At 60.2% G+C, this 18,905-nt stretch carries 17 protein-coding genes; 11 read left to right on the forward strand and 6 right to left on the reverse strand.

Annotated elements, in window-relative coordinates; all coding sequences use genetic code 11:
• Window positions 1-107: 107 nt before the first annotated feature.
• The 3 genes from ggt (at window position 108) to D8U73_RS27935 (ending at window position 3,966) form a co-directional block, all read left to right on the forward strand.
• The gene (gene ggt / locus D8U73_RS27925) at window positions 108-1,835 is read left to right on the forward strand and encodes a gamma-glutamyltransferase (RefSeq protein ID WP_056854586.1); all 1,728 of its coding nucleotides are present in this window, start codon (window positions 108-110) and stop codon (window positions 1,833-1,835) included.
• A 68-nt stretch (window positions 1,836-1,903) separates the two neighbouring features.
• Window positions 1,904-2,440, forward strand: coding sequence for a cysteine hydrolase family protein (locus D8U73_RS27930; protein WP_056854585.1), 537 nt, complete (start codon window positions 1,904-1,906; stop codon window positions 2,438-2,440).
• A 425-nt stretch (window positions 2,441-2,865) separates the two neighbouring features.
• A complete protein-coding gene (locus D8U73_RS27935) occupies window positions 2,866-3,966 on the forward strand; it encodes a sterol desaturase family protein (protein ID WP_056854584.1) in 1,101 nt (366 codons plus the stop codon).
• Here the strand turns inward: D8U73_RS27935 and D8U73_RS27940 are convergent.
• Both D8U73_RS27940 and D8U73_RS27945 read right to left on the reverse strand, forming a co-directional pair.
• On the reverse strand, window positions 3,869-4,591 hold the full coding sequence (locus D8U73_RS27940) for a L,D-transpeptidase family protein (RefSeq protein WP_130906300.1): 723 nt from the start codon (window positions 4,589-4,591) through the stop codon (window positions 3,869-3,871). The genes D8U73_RS27935 and D8U73_RS27940 overlap by 98 nt on opposite strands.
• Entirely contained in the window at window positions 4,588-5,346 is a 759-nt protein-coding gene (locus D8U73_RS27945; protein WP_130906301.1) for a M15 family metallopeptidase, read from the reverse strand. Before D8U73_RS27945 ends, D8U73_RS27940 begins: the two co-directional genes overlap by 4 nt.
• Window positions 5,347-5,566: 220 nt before the next feature.
• Here D8U73_RS27945 and D8U73_RS27950 point away from each other — a divergent pair, with 220 nt between their 5' ends.
• Entirely contained in the window at window positions 5,567-6,025 is a 459-nt protein-coding gene (locus tag D8U73_RS27950) for a GNAT family N-acetyltransferase (RefSeq protein WP_130906302.1), read from the forward strand.
• A 59-nt stretch (window positions 6,026-6,084) separates the two neighbouring features.
• Here D8U73_RS27950 and D8U73_RS27955 read toward each other — a convergent pair whose 3' ends face one another.
• Window positions 6,085-6,399, reverse strand: coding sequence for an NIPSNAP family protein (locus tag D8U73_RS27955; protein ID WP_056854580.1), 315 nt, complete (start codon window positions 6,397-6,399; stop codon window positions 6,085-6,087).
• Between the two features lie 47 nt (window positions 6,400-6,446).
• Window positions 6,447-7,352 carry a LysR family transcriptional regulator gene (locus D8U73_RS27960; RefSeq protein WP_130906303.1) on the reverse strand — a complete coding sequence of 302 codons (906 nt, stop codon included), beginning with the start codon at window positions 7,350-7,352 and terminating at the stop codon, window positions 6,447-6,449.
• A gap of 130 nt (window positions 7,353-7,482) precedes the next feature.
• Between D8U73_RS27960 and D8U73_RS27965 the strand changes: the two genes are divergently transcribed.
• Window positions 7,483-8,313: an oxidoreductase gene (locus D8U73_RS27965; RefSeq protein WP_056854578.1), complete on the forward strand. Its 831-nt coding sequence runs from the start codon at window positions 7,483-7,485 to the stop codon at window positions 8,311-8,313.
• 132 nt (window positions 8,314-8,445) lie between these two features.
• On the opposite strand, the gene D8U73_RS29635 is transcribed toward D8U73_RS27965, so the two are convergent.
• The gene (locus D8U73_RS29635) at window positions 8,446-9,027 is read right to left on the reverse strand and encodes a phage infection protein (protein WP_241664345.1); all 582 of its coding nucleotides are present in this window, start codon (window positions 9,025-9,027) and stop codon (window positions 8,446-8,448) included.
• A gap of 199 nt (window positions 9,028-9,226) precedes the next feature.
• Here D8U73_RS29635 and D8U73_RS27975 point away from each other — a divergent pair, with 199 nt between their 5' ends.
• The 5 genes from D8U73_RS27975 to D8U73_RS27995 all read left to right on the forward strand — a co-directional run bounded on the left by D8U73_RS27975 (window position 9,227) and on the right by D8U73_RS27995 (window position 15,855).
• The gene (locus tag D8U73_RS27975; protein WP_056854886.1) at window positions 9,227-9,610 is read left to right on the forward strand and encodes a cytochrome c family protein; all 384 of its coding nucleotides are present in this window, start codon (window positions 9,227-9,229) and stop codon (window positions 9,608-9,610) included.
• 165 nt (window positions 9,611-9,775) lie between these two features.
• On the forward strand, window positions 9,776-11,602 hold the full coding sequence (locus D8U73_RS27980; protein ID WP_130906304.1) for a DUF1302 domain-containing protein: 1,827 nt from the start codon (window positions 9,776-9,778) through the stop codon (window positions 11,600-11,602).
• An 11-nt stretch (window positions 11,603-11,613) separates the two neighbouring features.
• On the forward strand, window positions 11,614-12,951 hold the full coding sequence (locus D8U73_RS27985; protein ID WP_130906305.1) for a DUF1329 domain-containing protein: 1,338 nt from the start codon (window positions 11,614-11,616) through the stop codon (window positions 12,949-12,951).
• A 175-nt stretch (window positions 12,952-13,126) separates the two neighbouring features.
• Window positions 13,127-14,470 carry a DUF1254 domain-containing protein gene (locus D8U73_RS27990; protein WP_130906306.1) on the forward strand — a complete coding sequence of 448 codons (1,344 nt, stop codon included), beginning with the start codon at window positions 13,127-13,129 and terminating at the stop codon, window positions 14,468-14,470.
• Window positions 14,467-15,855 carry a DUF1254 domain-containing protein gene (locus D8U73_RS27995; protein ID WP_130906307.1) on the forward strand — a complete coding sequence of 463 codons (1,389 nt, stop codon included), beginning with the start codon at window positions 14,467-14,469 and terminating at the stop codon, window positions 15,853-15,855. Before D8U73_RS27990 ends, D8U73_RS27995 begins: the two co-directional genes overlap by 4 nt.
• Before the next feature lie 270 nt (window positions 15,856-16,125).
• Here the strand turns inward: D8U73_RS27995 and D8U73_RS28000 are convergent, their stop codons facing one another.
• Entirely contained in the window at window positions 16,126-18,099 is a 1,974-nt protein-coding gene (locus D8U73_RS28000) for an alkyl sulfatase dimerization domain-containing protein (RefSeq protein WP_130906308.1), read from the reverse strand.
• A 137-nt stretch (window positions 18,100-18,236) separates the two neighbouring features.
• Here D8U73_RS28000 and D8U73_RS28005 point away from each other — a divergent pair, with 137 nt between their 5' ends.
• Window positions 18,237-18,905: an ABC transporter ATP-binding protein gene (locus D8U73_RS28005; RefSeq protein ID WP_056854572.1), complete on the forward strand. Its 669-nt coding sequence runs from the start codon at window positions 18,237-18,239 to the stop codon at window positions 18,903-18,905.

Raw genomic sequence — 18,905 nt, forward strand, 5'->3', positions numbered from 1 at the left:
GCGTTAAGGATACTGCTTCTCAAGGGAGGCGCAATGCGCAATCCCGACCATACTTGGCTACTGCTTTTGACGAATTTTCCGACTTTAAAACAAGAAGAGACCGACTCATGAAGTACGAACCTTTTGCCAAAACGCTGATAGCGACCTCATTGGCTCTCAGCTGTCTGACGGCCAACGCGGCCTCTGTGGCCCCGGTCGCCGCTGAAAACGGCATGGTGGTCACCGCTCAGCACCTGGCCAGCCACGTGGGCGTTGATGTTCTGAAAAATGGCGGCAACGCGGTCGACGCCGCTGTCGCGGTGGGTTACGCACTGGCCGTGGTGTATCCGGCGGCGGGTAATCTGGGCGGTGGTGGTTTCATGACCATTCAACTGGCCGACGGGCGCAAGACCTTCCTCGACTTCCGCGAAAAAGCCCCCTTGGCTGCCACTGCCGACATGTACCTCGACAAGGACGGCAACGTCGTGCCGGACCTGAGCACCCGTGGTCACCTGGCTGTCGGCGTGCCGGGCACTGTTTCCGGCATGGAACTGGCCTTGAGCAAATACGGCACCAAACCGCGCAAGGAAGTCATTGCCCCGGCGATCAAACTCGCGGAAGACGGTTTCGTGCTGGAACAGGGTGATGTCGAGTTGCTGGAATACGCCACCGACGTGTTCAAGAAGGATATCAAGGATTCCGGCGCGATTTTCCTCAGCAACGGCGAGCCAATGCAGGTCGGGCAAAAGCTTGTGCAAAAGGACCTCGGCAAAACCCTGCGGGAAATTTCCGAGAAGGGCGCCGACGGCTTCTACAAAGGCTGGGTGGCCGACGCCATCGTCACGTCCAGCCAGGCCAACAAAGGCATCATCACCCAGGCCGACCTCGACAAATACAAGACCCGCGAACTGGCGCCGATCGAATGCGACTACCGCGGTTACCACGTGGTGTCGGCACCGCCACCGAGTTCTGGCGGCGTAGTGATCTGCCAGATCATGAACATCCTCGAAGGCTATCCGATGAAGGACCTGGGCTATCACTCGGCCCAGGGCATGCACTACCAGATCGAAGCGATGCGCCACGCTTACGTCGACCGCAACAGCTACCTGGGGGATCCGGATTTCGTAAAAAACCCGATCGCCCATCTGCTCGACAAAAACTACGCGACCAAGCTGCGCGAAGCGATCAGCCCGCAGAAGGCCGGGGTGTCGAAGGACCTCAAGCCTGGCGTAGCGCCCCACGAAGGCAGCAACACCACCCATTACTCGATCGTCGACAAATGGGGCAACGCGGTGTCGGTGACCTACACCCTCAACGACTGGTTCGGTGCCGGGGTCATGGCCAGCAAGACCGGGGTCATCCTCAACGATGAGATGGACGACTTCACCTCGAAGATCGGCGTGCCCAACATGTACGGTCTGGTGCAGGGCGAGGCCAATGCCATCGCGCCGGGCAAGGCGCCGTTGTCGTCCATGAGCCCGACCATCGTCACCAAGGACGGCAAAGTGGTGATGGTGGTGGGTACGCCGGGTGGCAGCCGGATCATCACGGCCACTCTGCTGACCATGCTCAACGTCATCGACTACGGCATGAACATCCAGGAAGCGGTCGATGCACCGCGATTCCACCAGCAGTGGCTGCCGGAGGAAACCAACCTGGAAACGTTCACCACCAGCCCGGATACGGTGAAGATCCTCGAAAGCTGGGGCCACAAGTTTGCCGGCCCGCAGGATGCCAACCACCTGGCGGCGATCCTGGTTGGCGCGCCGTCACTGGATGGCAAACCGGTGGGCAAGAACCGTTTCTACGGGGCCAACGATCCGCGGCGTAACACCGGCTTGTCGCTGGGTTACTGAGGGTTGTGTTCGAGGGGGGACGGACTTATGTTCGTCCCCTGCCACTCTGAATGTTCAAGGAAGGAATCATGACCACCGCATTGTTAATCATCGACGTCCAGCAGGCTCTGTGTTCAGGCGAATACGAGTGCTTCGAGATCGGGCGTGTCATCGATACCATCAACGAGCTTTCTGCGCGTGCGCGCAATGCCGGAGCTCCGGTGGTGATTATCCAGCACGAAGAAGAAGAGGGCAGTCCTTTTGCTCATGACACCGCTGGCTGGCAACTGGCTGAAGGCTTGGCGACTGCGGCCACGGATTGGCGCGTACGCAAGACCACCGGTGATTCGTTCTACCAGACCAACCTGCAAAAACTGCTGCCGGTGCAGGATTTCGATCGCTTGGTCATCTGCGGGCTGCAAACCGATTACTGCGTCAACGCCACCGTGCGCCAGGCATTGAAACTGGGTTACGACGTGGTACTGGCGGCGGATGCACACTCCACCGTCGACAACGGTAACCTCACCGCCGAAGACATCATTGCCGAGCACAACAAGGATCTGGCGCACTTGACCGGCTCGGTAGCGCGGATCGATGTGATCCCGGCTGCCGAAATTCACTTCTGAAAAAACCGAATCTCCCTGAAGGCGCTAGCAGGCTCGCGATGGTGGTGTGTCAGTCGCTGCAGACGGTGAATGTGCCCCCCTCATCGCGAGCAGGCTCGCTCCTACAGGTCCCCGGTCTTGATTGACGCATCAGGTCGCACAACTCAGGGCGAACCGAAGATATCCAAGTGCGTTGCTGTGAGACGCGACTATCGCAAAACAGGCAGGCACGCCTGTTGCCGAAACACAAAAGCCTGAATAAGATACATCCGCAATAGCGTCTGCACTCGATGGTACGGTGCAAACCGGGAAGGCACAGGTCATCGGGCTCGTGCGCCTGGATGTGATGAACGGATGTTGGTCGGAAATGGACTTGTCACTCACAGGGTTTCACCCATTTCCAATCTGGCCAACAACGTACTTGCTTCGAAAGGGGGCAGCCGTTCATGGATGTTCTCGCACCGTTCTACCAATACCTGTTTCGCTGGGTGATCGCACCTGTCAGCGAGCGGTTCCTCGGTCTGTTCGACCTCAATGGCCGCCTCTGTGTGGCATTCCTTTTCATCTCTTATGTCGTTGCCTATGGGTTGTTCCGTTTCAGGAAGCCCCGGGGCCTGACCAATGCACGCACGTTCTGGCAATTCATCGGCGGTAACCGTGTGCATTTTCATCCTTCGGCATTGCTCGATTACCGCTATTACTTTGTGCGGGCGATCCTCAAGGTCATGCTGGTCGTGCCCGTGGTCGGGCTGGTTGATCCGTATGTTCTGAGTTCCGGCGATTACATCCGTTTTTTCACGCACCTGTGGGGCGCACGGGTGCAGATGGAGGAACATCTGGCGCTGTCCTTGCTCTACGGGCTGGGCGTATTTTTGCTACAGGACTGCATTCATTACTGGGTACATCGTGCCTTTCATTCCCGTTATCTGTGGGCGTTTCACAAGGTTCATCATTCGGCGTCGGTGCTGGTTCCGGTGACGGCCAGTCGCGTGCATTTCAGCGAGATAATAGTCGGGCGGTTGATTGACATCGTTTTCATCAGCGCCTTCGCCGGTGTCTTCTGGTATGCCTGTGGCGGGGAGATCAGCCGCTACACACTGTTTGGTGTGACCTACATGGTGTTCATCCTCAATGCGCTGGCGGCAAACCTGCGGCACAGTCATGTCTGGCTTTCGTTCGGACCGGTAGTCGAGCATGTGCTGAACAGCCCGGCGCAACACCAGATTCATCACAGCGATGCGCCTCGACACTTCAACAAAAACTACGGGGTCAACTTGTCGCTCTGGGACTGGATGTTCGGCACGCTCTACGTCACGCAGTCAAAACCCGAATCCATCCGGTTTGGCACCGGTGAAGCGGACGAGCGTTACCTGACCCTCTACAGCCTGATCGTCATGCCGTTCGTGGAAACTGCAGCAAAGCTGCGCCAGGCAAAGTGCAGTCCTTTGGTCAGCGAGGCGGAAGCTTCCAGTGTTCACGCCACTGCTCGTACTGTGCCTCGGGCAATTGCACCAGCAGTGGGGAACGGCGCGGGTCGAGCCAGTTGAACAACCGCGCGATGTCTTCCGCGGCCATTGCCGTGCAGCCTCGGGTCGGTGTCGTCTGGCCGCGCCAGATGTGCAGGAAGATGCACGAGCCTGCGCCGGGGATGGCCGGTGTGTTGTGTTCGATGAAAATGCCCTGGCGATACAAATCGTCTTTGCGGCGCATGCGTTCGGCGCTTGTCCAGTCCCCGGCGAGTGTCCCGTTGTCGACCAGTTGGTTGTAGCGCGACGACTGGCTGTCATCCACGCATTCGAGGGTTTGCGTCAGTGCGAGATACGGCAGGCGGGTGGCGGCAGAGGTGTCATAGCCGAACGCGGTTCCCAGTTTGAACACACCGGCCGGGGCCTTGCCATCGCCTTCCTGTTTTACCGGTCCCGAGGGGTCCTTCACGACAATCATGCCTTTGCCCCAGCCCATGCCGTGTTTTCCGAGCACCACGGGAAACGCCACTTCGAATTTTTCAAAGCTGTCGCCGTGCCGTTCATAGCGTTGCGCGATGCCCTGGATGGCATCCCAGTTTTTGCTGGTGACCACAATCAGCTGATCGCTGTCGTCGAGTACCTGGGCCACGACTGCAGCGGGCAGCAACAGCACCAGAAACGACCAGGCCTTGATCAGATTGTTCATGGTGCAAGCGGGGTAATGGGGAAGTCCATGACAGTCTTCAATGACGGGTCCCGGGTATACGTGAAGTGCCACCACTCGTTGGCGTAGCCGGTAAACCCTTCCTTTTCCATGGCACGGCTGAGTCGCTGGCGATTGTCCCTGGCCGCCGCGCTGATCAATGGAGAGTCAGTATGGGCACGTTCATCAAAACAATCGAACCCGGTGCCCATGTCGACCGCGCCGTCGTGCCAGCGGTGGCCAACGTCGGCGGTGCAATCGACCGGTGTGACGGCAGGTGTCCAGTTGTCTGCGGGCAGTGCACCGGGGCCGGTCATGGTCAGGTCGACGGTGCCGCCCCGTGAGTGGTTGGAGACCCGCGCCACGTAACCCAGGCGCCAGAAGTCCTGCTTGTCTACCCGTGGGTAGAATTCGGCCTTGCGCGGGTCGCCCGGTTCGTTGGCGAAACGTCCCATGTCGGCCACGGCACGACGGGGGCGGTAGCAGTCGAAGACTTTCAGGCCGTAGCCCTCGGCCTTGAGCGCCGATTGCACCCGTGACAGCGCTTTGGCTGCATCCGCCGCCAACAGGCACTCGGCCGCCTGATAGCCATCCAGCGCATGACCGGTGAAGTTATGGGCGCCGGCATACCGGATGTCCTGCTCAATGCCGGGATCGACGTTGCGCAGATACACCATGTGTTCAGGTTTCGACTCGTCAGCCATGCACGGCAGCGCAAGGCTCAGGCATAGCATCCACAGACCGGGAAAACGCGACATCGGCAACGGCTCCTTGATGACCCATCACTTCATAATGGCTTGAATCGCACTTCACCTCCACAGGTCACGCAACCGGTAGGAGCAAAGCTTGCTCGCGATAGCAGTCTTGCAGTCAACATCTGTGCTGAGTGTGGCGCCGTCATCGCGAGCAAGCTTTGCTCCTACAGGTGATCATGGGCTGCTAGGCTGTTAATCCTCGAGACCGCAATGGAGCATCCTCATGGCTATCCAGGCCCTGCGCGCCGACGCATCCCACATCGATATCATTGCCCCATTGTTCGACGCCTACCGGGTTTTTTACCGTCAGCCAACAAACCTGCCTCAGTCCCGTGACTTCATCGCCGAGCGTATTGCCCGGGACGAATCGGTGATCTTCATTGCCGTAGACAGCGACGGCGCAGCGTTGGGTTTCGTGCAAATGTTCCCGACGTTTTCCTCAATCGACGCGCACCGCACCTGGTTGCTTGGCGACCTGTTCACCACACCGGACGCTCGGGGCAAAGGCGTCGGTACGCTGCTGCTGAACACCGCCCGCGACTTTGCCCGGTTGAGCGGTGCCAAGGGCATGACCCTGGAAACCGCTACCGATAACTTCAGCGCCCAGCGTTTGTATGAGTCTTTGGGTTATGTACGCGATGGCGGTTACTACACCTACTGCCTCGATCTGCACCAAGGTTGAGCCCGGGGCTGTCGACGCCCTCCAAGGGACGGTGACGCCGACAATCGTCTGCCGGTTATTTACACCGGGGTGCCGAACACCGGGCGCAAGAAGCTGCGCTCATAGCTGAGGATGCAGCGGGTCTCTTCGGCGTATTTGAACGCGGCGATGCACTCCGGATCGCTCATGGACTGTTGCCGATAGCTTTCGTAAGCCGCCAGGCTCGGGAAAGTGAACAGGGCCATGGCGATGTTGTTGGCACCTTCGGACGGCAAGAAGTAGCCGTGATGCTGGCCGCCGAATTTCTCCACCAGCGGTATCCACAATTTCCCGTAGTGCTCGAACGCTTCGAGCTTGTACGGGTCCAGCACATATTTGAGGTAGCAGGTGACCATCGGTTTTTCTCTCAGTCGGGGTTAATGATTTTTTTCTGTCGGCTGCGTCAGCCCGGATGCTGCTCCCGGGCGGCGCGAGCAAATTCGATGAAGGCTTTGAGCGTCGCCGGCACATGCCGTCGGCTCGGGTAGTACAGGTGCAGGCCCGGGTAGTAGGGGCACCAATCGCCCAGCACCTGGATCAGCCGGCCGTCGGCGACAGGCACCTTGACCATCTCTTCGAAAACGTAAGCCAAACCGACGCCCTGCAGCGCCGGGCCGACCATCAGGCTGACGTCGCCTAAGGTCAGCGGCCCGTCGATTTCGATTTCCTGGGCGATGCCGCCCCGTTCGAACTCCCAGCGATACAGCGAACCACTGGGGAAGCGATGGCGGATGCATGGCAGGCCATGCAAGTCCTCGGGTTTTTGCGGAATGGCATGTTGCTTGAAGAATTCGGGCGAGGCCACCACCACCGAACGCATGTAGGTACCGATGGGCAGCGATACCATATCAGCTTCAAGACGCGCACCGAACCGCACCCCGGCGTGAAACCCCTCCGACACCACGTCGACCAGACCGTCATCGGCGACGATCTCCAGCTTCACGTCCGGATAGGCTTGCAGAAATTTCGCGGCCAGGGGCAGCAGCACCAACTCCGCGGCCTGGCGGCCGGCGGTGATTCGCAGGTTGCCGGAGGGTTTGTCGCGAAAGTTGTTGAGGTCTTCGAGGGCGTCGTCGATGTCGCGAAACGCGGGCTTCAATCGCGCGAACAGACGTTCACCCGCCTCGGTCAGGCCGACGCTGCGGGTGGTGCGATTGAACAACCGCACACCGAGCCGGTTTTCCAGGGTCCGTACCGAATGGCTCAGCGCGGAAGGCGTCAACCCCAGCTCCACCGCCGCCCGGCTGAAGTTCAGGTGAGTGGCCACGCTGAGGAAGGTCGTAAGGTCGGCCGCAGAAGGAACTTTCATTTGTGAGTGCCTTTCACAAAGCCATGCAAAATTGCTGGGATTATCACATCAGTAATCGAGTTTTACAGTGGCGTCAACTCATCAAGAAGGCCCGGCAATCACGCTCGGGTCGTTGTCAGGAGGCGTTGAAATGCGTACTTGGTTGATTACTGGAGCTTCCCGTGGTTTTGGTACCCTCATCGCAGAACAGGCTCTGCGTGCCGGCGACGCGGTGATTGCCACCGCCCGTAAACCCGAAGAAATCATCGCCCGGCTGGGCGATCATCCAAACCTGCTGGCTGTGCGCCTGGACGTGACTCGCGAAGAAGAAGCGCATCAGGCAGTCGCCGAGGGCATCAAGCGTTTTGGCCGCATCGACGTGCTGATCAACAATGCCGGTTTCGGCGTGTTGGGGGCAGTCGAAGAAACCAGCGCCAGCGAGACCGAGCGACTGTTCGCCACCAACGTGTTCGGCGTGCTCAACGTGACGCGTGCAGTACTGCCGCACATGCGCCGCCAGCGTGCCGGGCATGTGATCAACATCTCTTCGATTGGCGGCTACCAGGCCTACATGGGTTGGGGGGTCTATGGTTCCACCAAGTTTGCGGTGGAGGGCATTACCGAAGCGCTGCATCAGGAACTGGCGCCGCTGGGCATTCATGCCACGGTGGTCGAACCGGGCTTCTTCCGCACGGATTTCCTCGACGAACAATCGCTGGTAAAGACCGCGCTGGAACTGCCGGACTACGATGCAACCGTCGGTGCGATGCGCAAGCATGCCGAGGCGGCCAACCATGCGCAGCCGGGTGATCCGGTGAAATTCGCCGAGGCCATGCTCGCCCTGGTCAATGCACCGAAGCCACCGCAACGTCTGGCGCTGGGCAGCGACACCATTGCGAGGATTGAAGCGAAGAACCGCTTTGTCGCCGAGGAACTGGCCGAGTGGAAAGACCTGGCGCTGTCCACTGACTTCAAGGATTGAAGCCAAATTACAAACCGCTTGAAGCAAATAACCTGTGGGAGCGAGCCTGCTCGCGATAGCGGTAGATCAGTCAACAGTGATGTTGAATGTTCCTCCGCCATCGCGAGCAGGCTCGCTCCCACATTATGTATTTCAGCGACATTCCATGCAGAAGTAAGGCATGACGTCGGAGCTGGCATCGTAACCATTGCTGCCATCGGCGTAATGGTTGTGCAGCAATCGGTCGGAACCGCCTTCTGCTACACGTGTGCCGCGCATCGAGTTGTAGCCCGCCGCGACGTTGTTCTGCTTCAGTCGATCGGAACCGTCCGAGGCCAGTTGCCGTTCTCGGAGACGATCCGCACCACCTTCGGCAAGTCGACGTTCCTGTAGCCGATCCGCGCCACCTTCGGCGAGCCGCCGTTCTTGCAGACGGTCGGCACCACCCTCGGCGAGCCGCCGTTCTTGCAGGCGATCCGCGCCGCCCTCGGCAAGTCGACGTTCTTGCAGGCGATCCGCACCACCCTCGGCGAGTCGCCGTTCCTGCAAGCGATCAGCGCCGCCTTCAGCCAGTTGTCTTTCCTTGATACGGTCGGGCGCGCCTTCGGCAACGTTGTGGGCGGCGGTGCCGGCACCGGTTGTCGTAGCTCCCGCTTCGGCCGCTTGAGTGTTCGCCGCGATGCAACCGAGAGCCGAAAAGAGGGCAATGCCTAACGCGAGTTTGGGGGTGTTCATCATGTTCACCTGGTGGGTCACGGGGTTGTTCACATTCAAGCAAGCCATCTTAATTGGCTTAAAAAGCACGTCACTCATGCATAGGTTGGGCAGGCGAACATCTAGGTGTTAAAGATTCATACTCAGGTATGCCAGCGATCCCGGTCATGCTCAAATGGCGAGCATTTTTTATCGCAGGCGACGGTGGAACGGGGTGTACATGAACAAAACGGCGGTGTTGGCGCTCGTCCTGAGCCTCGGATGGCTCAGCATGCAAGCGCAGGCGGCGGGGGACGCCGAGGCGGGCGGCAAACTGTTCAAGCGAGTGTGCGGTGGCTGCCATCAGGTCGGGGAGTCCGCGAGAGCGTTTTTTGGGCCGCAGCTCAATAATGTGATCGGGCGAGTTGCCGGGAGTACCACGGACTATCAGTACTCCGAGGCCATGAAATCATCTGGAATCGTCTGGACCCGGGAGAAACTGGCGGCGTATATCGAAGATCCGAAGGCTGTGGTGTCGGGGACGCGGATGATTTTCTGGGGGATCAGTGATCAAGAGAAAATTGATGATCTGTTGGCGTATCTGGAGAGGTTCGGCGCGCCTTGAAGGTGGTTGTATATCCGTTGCTTGGGTAATCGCGGCGGCCTGACTGGTCGCATGACCGCCCTTAAATCACCTCCGATGATTACTTTTTGTCGGCCACCGCTTGTGTGTCATCGATGAGCGTCAGGCACCGTGATCAGGTTGAGCAAACCTGACCGGAGCCTAATAATGATAAAAAAACGCTCGGCCACCGCCACAGTCCGCCAACGACTGCACCGGCCTGGCCACACCCGCCCGCAACCCCTTGCGCTGGCGATCATTGCCGTACTGACGGGACCCGCCTGTGCGACCACGTTCGATATCAACGAAGACTGGAGCCTGTCGACCAAGACCACGCTGAGCCTGGGCAGTAGCTGGTCGACGCAAAATCCCGACAAGAGCCTCATGACCCGGGCCAACGCCTTGCAAGCCCAAGGCGTTCAGGCCAATGGCACGAGCGTGAGCGCCGACGACAACCGGCTGAATTTCGAGCGGGGCGACCCCATCTCGCAGATCTTCAAGGGCCTTACCGATTTCAGCCTCGATGGCCAGGGGCAGGGCGCGTTCATCCGCTTCAAATACTGGTACGACCACGCCTATGAAACCCGCAACGGTCGGTTCAAGGATTTCGACGATTCGGGCTGGGACGATCTGTCGAAGTTCAAGGGGTTCGAGATGCTCGATGCCTATGTCTGGAAAGACTTCCAGTTGGCCGATCATCCGCTGAACGTGAAAGTCGGCAATCAGGTATTGTCCTGGGGCGAGTCGCTGCTGATCCAGAACGGCATCAACGTGATCAACCCGCTGGACGTCTCGGCGTTCAACCGTCCTGGCGTCGAGATCAAGGAAGGCCAGTTGCCGGTGGAGATGGTGTCTTTCAGCTTTGGCCTGTCGGACACCACCAACCTCGAAGGTTTTTACCAATACAACTGGCGCCCCAGCGTTCTCGACGGTTGCGGCACATTTTTCGCCAGCAGCGATGCGATCCAGAAAGGTTGCGGGCCGTTGTACCTGAGCCAGGTGTTGACCGATCAGCAGATGCAGACCAGCGGTTTGTACGCGCCGTCGCGGGGTAATGAATCGCCGTCGGACAACGGTCAATTCGGTTTCGCTTTGCGCCAGATGATCCCGGCGCTCAACGATGCCGAAGCGGCGATTTACTTTATCAACTACCACTCACGCCTGCCGTATTTCACCCTCAATGCGAAGAACACCGCCGTACGCGGTACGTTCCCTGGCGGCGTTCAACCGCCGACTTATGCCGCGGCTTTTCCGGAAGATATTCGCCTGTACGGCATCAGCCTCAACGGTGTCGAGCCCAACAGCGGAATTTCCCTTGCCGGCGAGCTGAGCTACCGGCCGAACATGCCGCTGGCGATCAACGCGCCGGACATCAACGTTGCAGTGATCACCGGGGCGGCAGGCAGCTCCTGGGTGCAGTTGCCGACAGGGTTCAACATCAATCGTGGCGACCGTTACGACGGCTGGGAGCGCAAAGGCGTCTGGCAGGCGACCGCCTCGGCGACCCAGGCCTTCGATAACATTTTGGGTGCCACACGCCTGAGCCTGTTCGGTGAGGCTGGCGTGGTGCACATCGATGATCTGGGCGACGAGCGCCTGGGTCGCAACTCGGCATTCGGCCGCAGCTCCACGCGCAACGGTACGCCGTGCAACACCGCGGCGTCGGGCGTGACCAACCAGTACTGCACCGACAAGGGTTTCGCCACCGATTTGTCGTGGGGTTATCGCTTGCGCGCCAGCCTGGAATACAGCGATGTGCTGCCGGGCATCAACCTGATTCCGGCCGTCAACTGGCGACATGACGTCGAGGGTTATTCCTACGATCCGCAAGGGCCGTTCCAGGAAGGCCAGCAAGCGCTCGGCGTCAGCCTGACCGGCGTCTACATGAACGATTACAGCGTGGAACTGGCCTACAACGCCTTCTTCGGTTCCAACGACTACAGCACCCTCGACGACCGCGACTTCGCCTCTGTCAGCTTCAAGGCAGACTTCTAAGGAGAATCATAATGCGTATGCAATTGTGCGTGCTGGCCCTGGCCTGCACCGTAGGCCTGGCTCAGGCCAAAGGCACCGATTCGGCTGCTCTGGGCAAAACCCTGACCCCGATGGGTTCGGAGATGGCGGCCAATGCCGACGGCAGCATTCCGGCCTGGACCGGAGGCCTTGGCGCCAACGCCGGTATCGTAGATAGCAAGGGCGGTTACAGCGATCCATATGCCGCCGAGAAACCGTTGTTCACCATCACGGCAAAGAACGTCAGCCAGTACCAGAAGTTTCTCAGCCCGGGTCAAATTGCCTTGTTCAAGCGTTTCCCCGACAGCTACAAAATGAACATCTACCCGAGCCACCGCAGCGCCAACCTGCCCAAGGACGTGCTCGCGGCGAGCCGTGACAATGTGGCCAAAACCAGCATGGCCGACGGTGGCAATGGCTTGCACGACTATGCGCGGGGCATTCCGTTTCCACTGCCCACCGAAGGCCTCGAGGTGATGTGGAACCATATGACCCGTTATCGCGGTGGCAGTTACGAGCGCATCAGCAGTGCGGCATTGGTGCGTGAAAACGGCGCCACCAGTTACGTGCGTAATCAGTCGCTGATCAACTTCGCCGACACGGTGGGCGGGCTGGAGGCAAACTCGAACATCCTGTTCATGTTCAAGAGCCGCGTATTGGAACCGGCGCGTTTGTCCGGGGAAGCGGTGCTGGTGCATGAGCCGATCGATCAGGTCGCCGAGCCGCGTTCGGCGTGGCAATACCTGCCGGGCCAGCGCCGGGTGCGCCGTGCACCGATGATCGCCTACGACAACAGCGCCCGTTACAGCAACGGCCTGATCACCGCCGACAACATCGACGGCTACAACGGCGCGCCGGATCGCTTCGACTGGAAACTGGTGGGCAAGCAAGAGCTGTACATCCCTTACAACAGCTACAAGATCGGCAGCCGCGACATCAAGTACGACGCTGTGATCCAACCCAACCATATCAATCAGGATCTGGCTCGTTACGAGAAGCATCGGGTGTGGGTGGTCGAAGCGACCCTCAAGCCCGACGCGCGACACATCTATGCCAAGCGCCGGTTCTATGTCGACGAAGACAGTTGGCAGATCGCCCAATCAGACCAGTACGACAGCCGCGGCGAACTGTGGCGCAGCGGTGAACTGCATGCGATTCAGCAGTACGACCACGGCTTCACCTACAACGTGCTGGAAACCTCCTATGACCTGATTTCCGGACGTTATTACGCCGGTGGCCTGGCCAACGAAGAGACCGAGCCGATGCGTGTCGGCTTTGCCGCCAAGACCGACGACTACACCCCGTCGGACCTGCGGCGCTGGGCCAAGTAACCCTTTTTTGTCGATCGTTCCCACGCTCCGCGTCGTCGTTCGATCGTTCCCACGCTCTGCGTGGGAATGCAGCCCGGGACGCTCCGCGTCCCAAAGCGTGACGCGGAGCGTCACAAGAGGCATTCCCACGCAGAGCGTGGGAACGATCATTCATCACCCGTAAGGAGATCTATCCGTGCGCTACTGGATATCCGCGCTGGCCCTGGGCGCAAGCCTGGGATCGGTTCACGCGCAAACCCTCGATCAATCGCAGGCCAGGGCGCTGGCGCAAGAGGCCTATGTGTTTGCTTACGCCACCGTCGAGCACGACAAGGTGCTCAGCGCCATCGCCGCGAAGCTGCCGTTCAACCGCCTCTACAGCGAAGCGCGATTGCTCGGCCCGCAGGACAACAAAGTGGTGTCGCCAAACAACGACACATTCTATTCCCGGGCCTTGCTCGACTTGCGCGCGGAACCACAGGTGTTGCAAGTGCCGGCGGTGCAGGGGCGCTACTACAGCTTCCAGTTGGTCGACATGCGCACCGATAACCTCGACTACATTGGCACCCGCGCTACCGGCGATCAGGCCGGGCGCTACCTGATCGTCGGGCCGGACTGGAAAGGTGAGCTGCCAAGCGGATTCAACGGTGTGATTCGTTCGCCGAGTCGCCTGGTGTTTTTGCTCGGGCGAACCGAAGTCAAAGGCAAAGCAGATCAGCAGGAGGCCGCAAAAGTGTTGATGGGCTATGCCTTGCAGCCGTTGTCCAAAGTGATCGCAAGTGCAACGCCTGAGCCGATGGCGCCGCTGCACCTGCCGACCTATCAGGACACCAAACAAGGCCCGGCGCAGGCTTTGTTCAGCACCTTCAATGCGCTGGCGCCGTTGCATCAATGGACGGCCAGCGAGCAAGCAAAACTCAAGCGTTTCGCTGCCATCGGGGTGAAACCCGGCGTAGCGTTCGCCCCGCCAAAAGACCTCAACCCAGCCATTGCCCAAGGTGCCGAAGCGGGGCGAGACCAGGTGCGCGCCGCGTCCAGCCAGATCTCGGTGGAGCAGCAAGGCTGGCTTCGCTCGCCGAGCAATGTCGGCAAATTCGGCGATGACGACCTGACTCGCGCGGCCGTCGCCTGGCGCTACATCTACGCCAACGATCCGCTGGAAGCGGTCTACCCGATGGCGCTGCACGATGGTCAGGGGCAGTTGTTGGATGGCCGATATGCCTATCGTCTGCACTTCCCGGCCGGGCAGTTGCCGCCGGTGAATGCCTTCTGGTCGTTGACCCTGTACGACGGCAAGACGCAATTGCTTGCGGCCAATCCGATCGAGCGTTACTCGCTGGGTGATCGCAGTCCGGGTTTGCAATACGACGCCGACGGCGGCCTGACCCTGATCCTGCAAGCCAATGCACCAGCGCAGCAAAGCAACTGGCTGCCGACGCCCGCAGGCCCATTCAACCTGTTGTTGCGCCTGTATCTGCCGAAGGGCGGGGCGCTGGACGGCAGCTATCCGCTGCCTGCTATCGCGAGGGTCGAGCCATGAACATGTTCGTCAGTCGCCGCCGTGTACTGGGTGGCATGGGCGTGTTGGGGGGTGGCTTGATGTTGCCGCGCTGGTTGTTGGCCAGCGGTTCCGATGAGCTGCGCACGATTGCCCGGGAGGCCTGGATCTACGCCTACCCGATGCTCATGCATTACCAGACCCTGGAAAAGCAGGCGCTTGATCCAAGTGCGCCGGCCTATGTCGGCGGCTTCAATCGTTTCCGTCACTACAGCGCGTTGTACACCCCGAACAACCGCGAAATCGTTACGCCGAACAACGACACACCGTACTCCTGGGCCTGGCTGGACCTGCGCAGCGAACCGCAGGTACTGAGCGTGCCGGCGGTTGCTGCCGACCGCTACTACGTGCACCAGTTGGTCGATCAGTACACCCATAACTTTGCCTATGTCGGCGTGCTCAGCACCGGTCGCGAAGCGGGGGATTACCTGATTGTCGGACCGGACTGGCAAGGCCCGACGCCGGAAGGGGTCAAGGCTGTGCTGCGTAGTGAAACCGCGATTGTCATGATCCTCGGGCGCACCGGGCTGAAGAACGCTGACGACCTGCCGGCCGTGCGCGCCTTGCAGCAGCAATACCGTTTGCGTGCCCTGCATGAATACACCGCCAGCGCACCACCGGTATCGGCCCCGACGATTGCCTGGCAACCCTGGGACAGCAAGACCGGTTTGGGTCCGGAATTTATCGCGACGCTGAATCAGATCCTCACGCTGTGCCCGACCCCGCCATCAGAGCAGGCGTTGCGAGCACGCTTTGCCCGGATCGGCATCGTGCCCGGTCAGGCATTCGATGTGGCAGCCCTGACCACGGACGTACGTGACGCCTTGATGGCCGGGGTAGCGGACGCACAGGCGCAACTGCAAACCGCGGTCAGTCAAACGCGCACCACGCTGGGCCTATTTGGCAACCGTGAAGCGCTGCACGGCAACTATTTGAATCGAGCGGTCGCTGCGAATGTCGGAATCTACGGCAACAGCGTCGAAGAGGCGTTCTACACCGGTGCTCGCCTGGACAGTCAGGGACAGCCGTTGCAGGGCGGGCGCCGTTATCGATTGCGGTTTGCACCGGGACAATTGCCGCCGGCCAGCGAGTTCTGGTCGCTGACGTTGTACGACTTACCGGACCGGCAATTGGTCGCCAATCCCATAGACCGTTACTGCCTGAGCAGTCGCGATGCATTGCAAGTGGATGAGGATGGCGGGGTGACACTGGTCATGCAGACCTCAGCGCCCGAGTCGTCGAACAACTGGTTACCAACGCCAGCGCAGGGCGCGTTTACGTTGATCCTGCGCCTGTACGGACCCAAGCCAGAGGTGATTGAACAGCGCTGGCGGATGCCGTTGGTGGAAGCGGTTTCTGTGCAGTGAGGGCAAAGCCATCGCCAGCAGGTTGGCACAGGTGCTGAAGTGGCCGCAGTTGTTGTGCTCGGCACAAATCCCCTGTGGGAGCACAGCTTGCTCGCGATGGCGAAATGTCTGGCACCATGGATGTTGAATGTGCCGCCGTCATCGCGGGCAAGCCTTGCTCAGGTGCTCCTACAGAGTTTCGTGTTGTTCACAAATGTTGTGATCAACCTGGCCTGGGTAGGAGTGAGCCTGCTCGCGATGGGGGCGACGCGGTTTTCCCGCGTCATCCGATCAAGGCGTGACGATATTGAACTGCGGCGCAAAGGTGTCCAGGCTGCTCATCAATTCGCCAAGCTTCTTGCCATTGCCTTGCAGTTTGACCAGGCCTTTGTGGATCGCCGTCGGGAAGTCCGTTTGCTTGAGGCTGATCTGCTCCAGCGTTGTCTTGCTCATGCTCACTGATGCATCGGCCTGCGGGTCGAGGCCAGGGCGGTGGGTCAATACGCCGTTGCGCAGGGTCAGGGTGAAATCCTTGTTCGGCTCTTCGAACGTCCAGTTCAGGGTCATGTCGTGGCCAACGGCTTTGTCGCTGTCCAGGCGAATGGCCAGGAAATCGAAAAACATCTCAGGACTCATCGCCCGCACCATGTCGGCCGATACCGACGAGCCCGCATGGGTTGGTACGCCGTTGCGAAGCTCCATGGCACCGGTCAGGTACATGTTGCGCCAGGTAGCGTTTTCGCTTTGATAACCGAGTTGCTCCAATGTCTCGGCCTGGGCTGTGCGCGCGTCGGCGTTATCCGGTTCGCTGAACAGCAACTGATTGCCCAGTTGCGCCGCCCAACGGTAATCGCCCTTGGCCATGGCGGCGCGCATTTTCTCCAACACCGCTACGCCACCGCCCATGGCCTCGACGCTGCGTTTGGCGCTGTCCACCGGGGGTAACGGGTTGAGGTTGGCCGGGTTGCCATCGTAGAAACCCAGGTAACGCTGGTACACCGCCCGCACGTTGAAACTCAGGGAGCCATAGTAACCACGGGTGTACCACTTCTGGTCGAGGCTGCCCGGCAGTTTCTTGATCGCGTCGGCGACTTCCAGCGGGGTCAGGCCCTGGTTGAGCAAGTGCAGGGTACGGTCGTTGAGGAAGGCGTACATGTCGCGCTGGTCGGCGAGGAACGTGCGGATGCGCTCGCCGCCCCAGGTCGGCCAGTTGTGCTGGGCAAACAGCACGTCACTCTTGTCGCCGTAGCGCGCCAGGCTGTTGTCCAGGTATTGCGCCCAGGCCTTGGCGTCACGCACTTGCGCGCCGCGTGGGGTGAGAATGTTGTGCATCATTTGCGTGGCGTTTTCTGCCATGCACAAGGCGCGCAGTTGCGGCAGGTAGAGGTTCATTTCTGCCGGCGCTTCGGTACCCGGTGTGAGCTGAAACTCTACCTCCAGCCCGGCGATAGTGCGGGTTTGCAGTTCCTTGTCGATCAGGTCGGTCGGCGCGATCAGGGTGATGGTGCCGCCGCTCGGCGTGCTTTTGCCCAGACCTGCATCGACCTGGCCCTTTTCACCGCGAGGCAACAGACTGCCGAACTGGTACTGCGCGCGACGGCTCATGGCATTGCCGGCAAACACGTTCTCGCTCATCACGTGTTCCATGAACCCGGCGGGGGCGAACACCTTGACCTTGCCGGCCTTTACGTCGGCCTCGTCGATCACCCCGCGTACACCACCGAAATGGTCTACGTGAGTGTGGCTGTAGATCACCGCCACCACCGGTTTCTGCGGACGGTTCTGGTAGTACAGCGCCAGCGCCGCTTTGGCGGTTTCGGCCATGGTCAGCGGGTCGATGATGATCAACCCGTCATCGCCCTCGATGATGGTCATATTGGCCACGTCGAGACCACGCACCTGGTAAATCTTCGGGCTGACTTCGAACAGCCCGGCATGGGCATTGAGTTGAGCCAGACGCCAAAGACTCGGGTTGACCGAATCCGGAGCCTGGTCCTTGAGCAGGAAGTCATAAGCCTGGACATCCCAGATGACCTTGCCGGCGGCATCCTTGACCTGGCCCTTGAAGGGCGCAATCAAGCCCTTGCCCACCGACTCGAAGTCAGTGCGATCGCTAAAGGGCAGTTGTTGCAACACGGCACTGTTGCTGGCGGCGGTTTGCGCGCTGGCGGCGACTGGTGCATCGGCGGCCATCGCCGATTGCGTCAGGCACGCGGTGATCAGGCAGGCCAGCAGGCCGCGGGGGCTAAAAGTAAAACGTGGCATGGCGTCTCCGTTTTTTATCGTTATGGTCAGACCAGCCTCGAGGGTAGGGCGGCGCCCGTTCCAGATGGCAATCGCCAACGGACAAAAACCATTCAGGCCCGCTATCCTTGGCCCACGCCAATCGAACGGGTTCTCTCATGCTTGAGGTCCAGGGTGTCTTCAAAAGCTACGCCACGCCGCAGGGGCCGTTGCCGGTGCTGCAAGGTGTCGACCTGACGCTCAAGCCCGGCAGCAGCCTGGCGTTGATGGGCGAGTCGGGCAGCGGCAAGAGCACCTTGCTGCACCTGATCGCTGGCCTGGACAAGGTCGACCGCGGCAGTATCCGCAGCGGTGAGCATCGTCTGGAACAGATGAACGAAGGGCAACTGGCGAAGTGGCGGCGCACCGAAATCGGCCTGGTGTTCCAACAGTTCAACCTGATCGGCAGCCTGCGGGTGGAGGACAACCTGGCCTTTCAGGCGCGGCTTGCCGGTCGTCATGATCCACGCTGGCAGGCGCATCTGGTGCAACGTTTGGGGCTGGGCGAGTTGCTCAAACGTTATCCGGAGCAATTGTCCGGCGGTCAGCAGCAGCGTGTTGCACTGGGGCGAGCCTTGGCCTCACGGCCGAAGCTGTTGCTGGCCGACGAACCTACCGGCAGCCTGGATGAAACCACCAGTGCCGAGGTATTGCGCTTATTGCTGGCGTTGCTCGACGACAGCACCACGACGCTGTTGATGGTCACTCACAGTCAGGGCGTGGCGGCGCAGCTGGCAGAAAAAGTGGTGCTGCACGGTGGTCGTCTGCTCGGTGTGGACGGTCGCTGA

Origin of the sequence: Pseudomonas sp. Sample_22, assembly GCF_004307635.1 — a bacterium.
In the GTDB taxonomy this organism is placed as follows: Bacteria; Pseudomonadota; Gammaproteobacteria; order Pseudomonadales; family Pseudomonadaceae; genus Aquipseudomonas.

Excerpts from the sequence above, each read along its gene's own strand:
- ggt (WP_056854586.1), top strand. The coding sequence starts at position 108 with ATGAAGTACGAACCTTTTGCCAAAACGCTGATAGCGACCTCATTGGCT.
- D8U73_RS27930 (WP_056854585.1), top strand. The coding sequence starts at position 1,904 with ATGACCACCGCATTGTTAATCATCGACGTCCAGCAGGCTCTGTGTTCA.
- D8U73_RS27935 (WP_056854584.1), top strand. The coding sequence starts at position 2,866 with ATGGATGTTCTCGCACCGTTCTACCAATACCTGTTTCGCTGGGTGATC.
- D8U73_RS27940 (WP_130906300.1), bottom strand. The coding sequence starts at position 4,591 with ATGAACAATCTGATCAAGGCCTGGTCGTTTCTGGTGCTGTTGCTGCCC.
- D8U73_RS27945 (WP_130906301.1), bottom strand. The coding sequence starts at position 5,346 with ATGTCGCGTTTTCCCGGTCTGTGGATGCTATGCCTGAGCCTTGCGCTG.
- D8U73_RS27950 (WP_130906302.1), top strand. The coding sequence starts at position 5,567 with ATGGCTATCCAGGCCCTGCGCGCCGACGCATCCCACATCGATATCATT.
- D8U73_RS27955 (WP_056854580.1), bottom strand. The coding sequence starts at position 6,399 with ATGGTCACCTGCTACCTCAAATATGTGCTGGACCCGTACAAGCTCGAA.
- D8U73_RS27960 (WP_130906303.1), bottom strand. The coding sequence starts at position 7,352 with ATGAAAGTTCCTTCTGCGGCCGACCTTACGACCTTCCTCAGCGTGGCC.
- D8U73_RS27965 (WP_056854578.1), top strand. The coding sequence starts at position 7,483 with ATGCGTACTTGGTTGATTACTGGAGCTTCCCGTGGTTTTGGTACCCTC.
- D8U73_RS29635 (WP_241664345.1), bottom strand. The coding sequence starts at position 9,027 with ATGAACACCCCCAAACTCGCGTTAGGCATTGCCCTCTTTTCGGCTCTC.
- D8U73_RS27975 (WP_056854886.1), top strand. The coding sequence starts at position 9,227 with ATGAACAAAACGGCGGTGTTGGCGCTCGTCCTGAGCCTCGGATGGCTC.
- D8U73_RS27980 (WP_130906304.1), top strand. The coding sequence starts at position 9,776 with ATGATAAAAAAACGCTCGGCCACCGCCACAGTCCGCCAACGACTGCAC.
- D8U73_RS27985 (WP_130906305.1), top strand. The coding sequence starts at position 11,614 with ATGCGTATGCAATTGTGCGTGCTGGCCCTGGCCTGCACCGTAGGCCTG.
- D8U73_RS27995 (WP_130906307.1), top strand. The coding sequence starts at position 14,467 with ATGAACATGTTCGTCAGTCGCCGCCGTGTACTGGGTGGCATGGGCGTG.
- D8U73_RS28000 (WP_130906308.1), bottom strand. The coding sequence starts at position 18,099 with ATGCCACGTTTTACTTTTAGCCCCCGCGGCCTGCTGGCCTGCCTGATC.
- D8U73_RS28005 (WP_056854572.1), top strand. The coding sequence starts at position 18,237 with ATGCTTGAGGTCCAGGGTGTCTTCAAAAGCTACGCCACGCCGCAGGGG.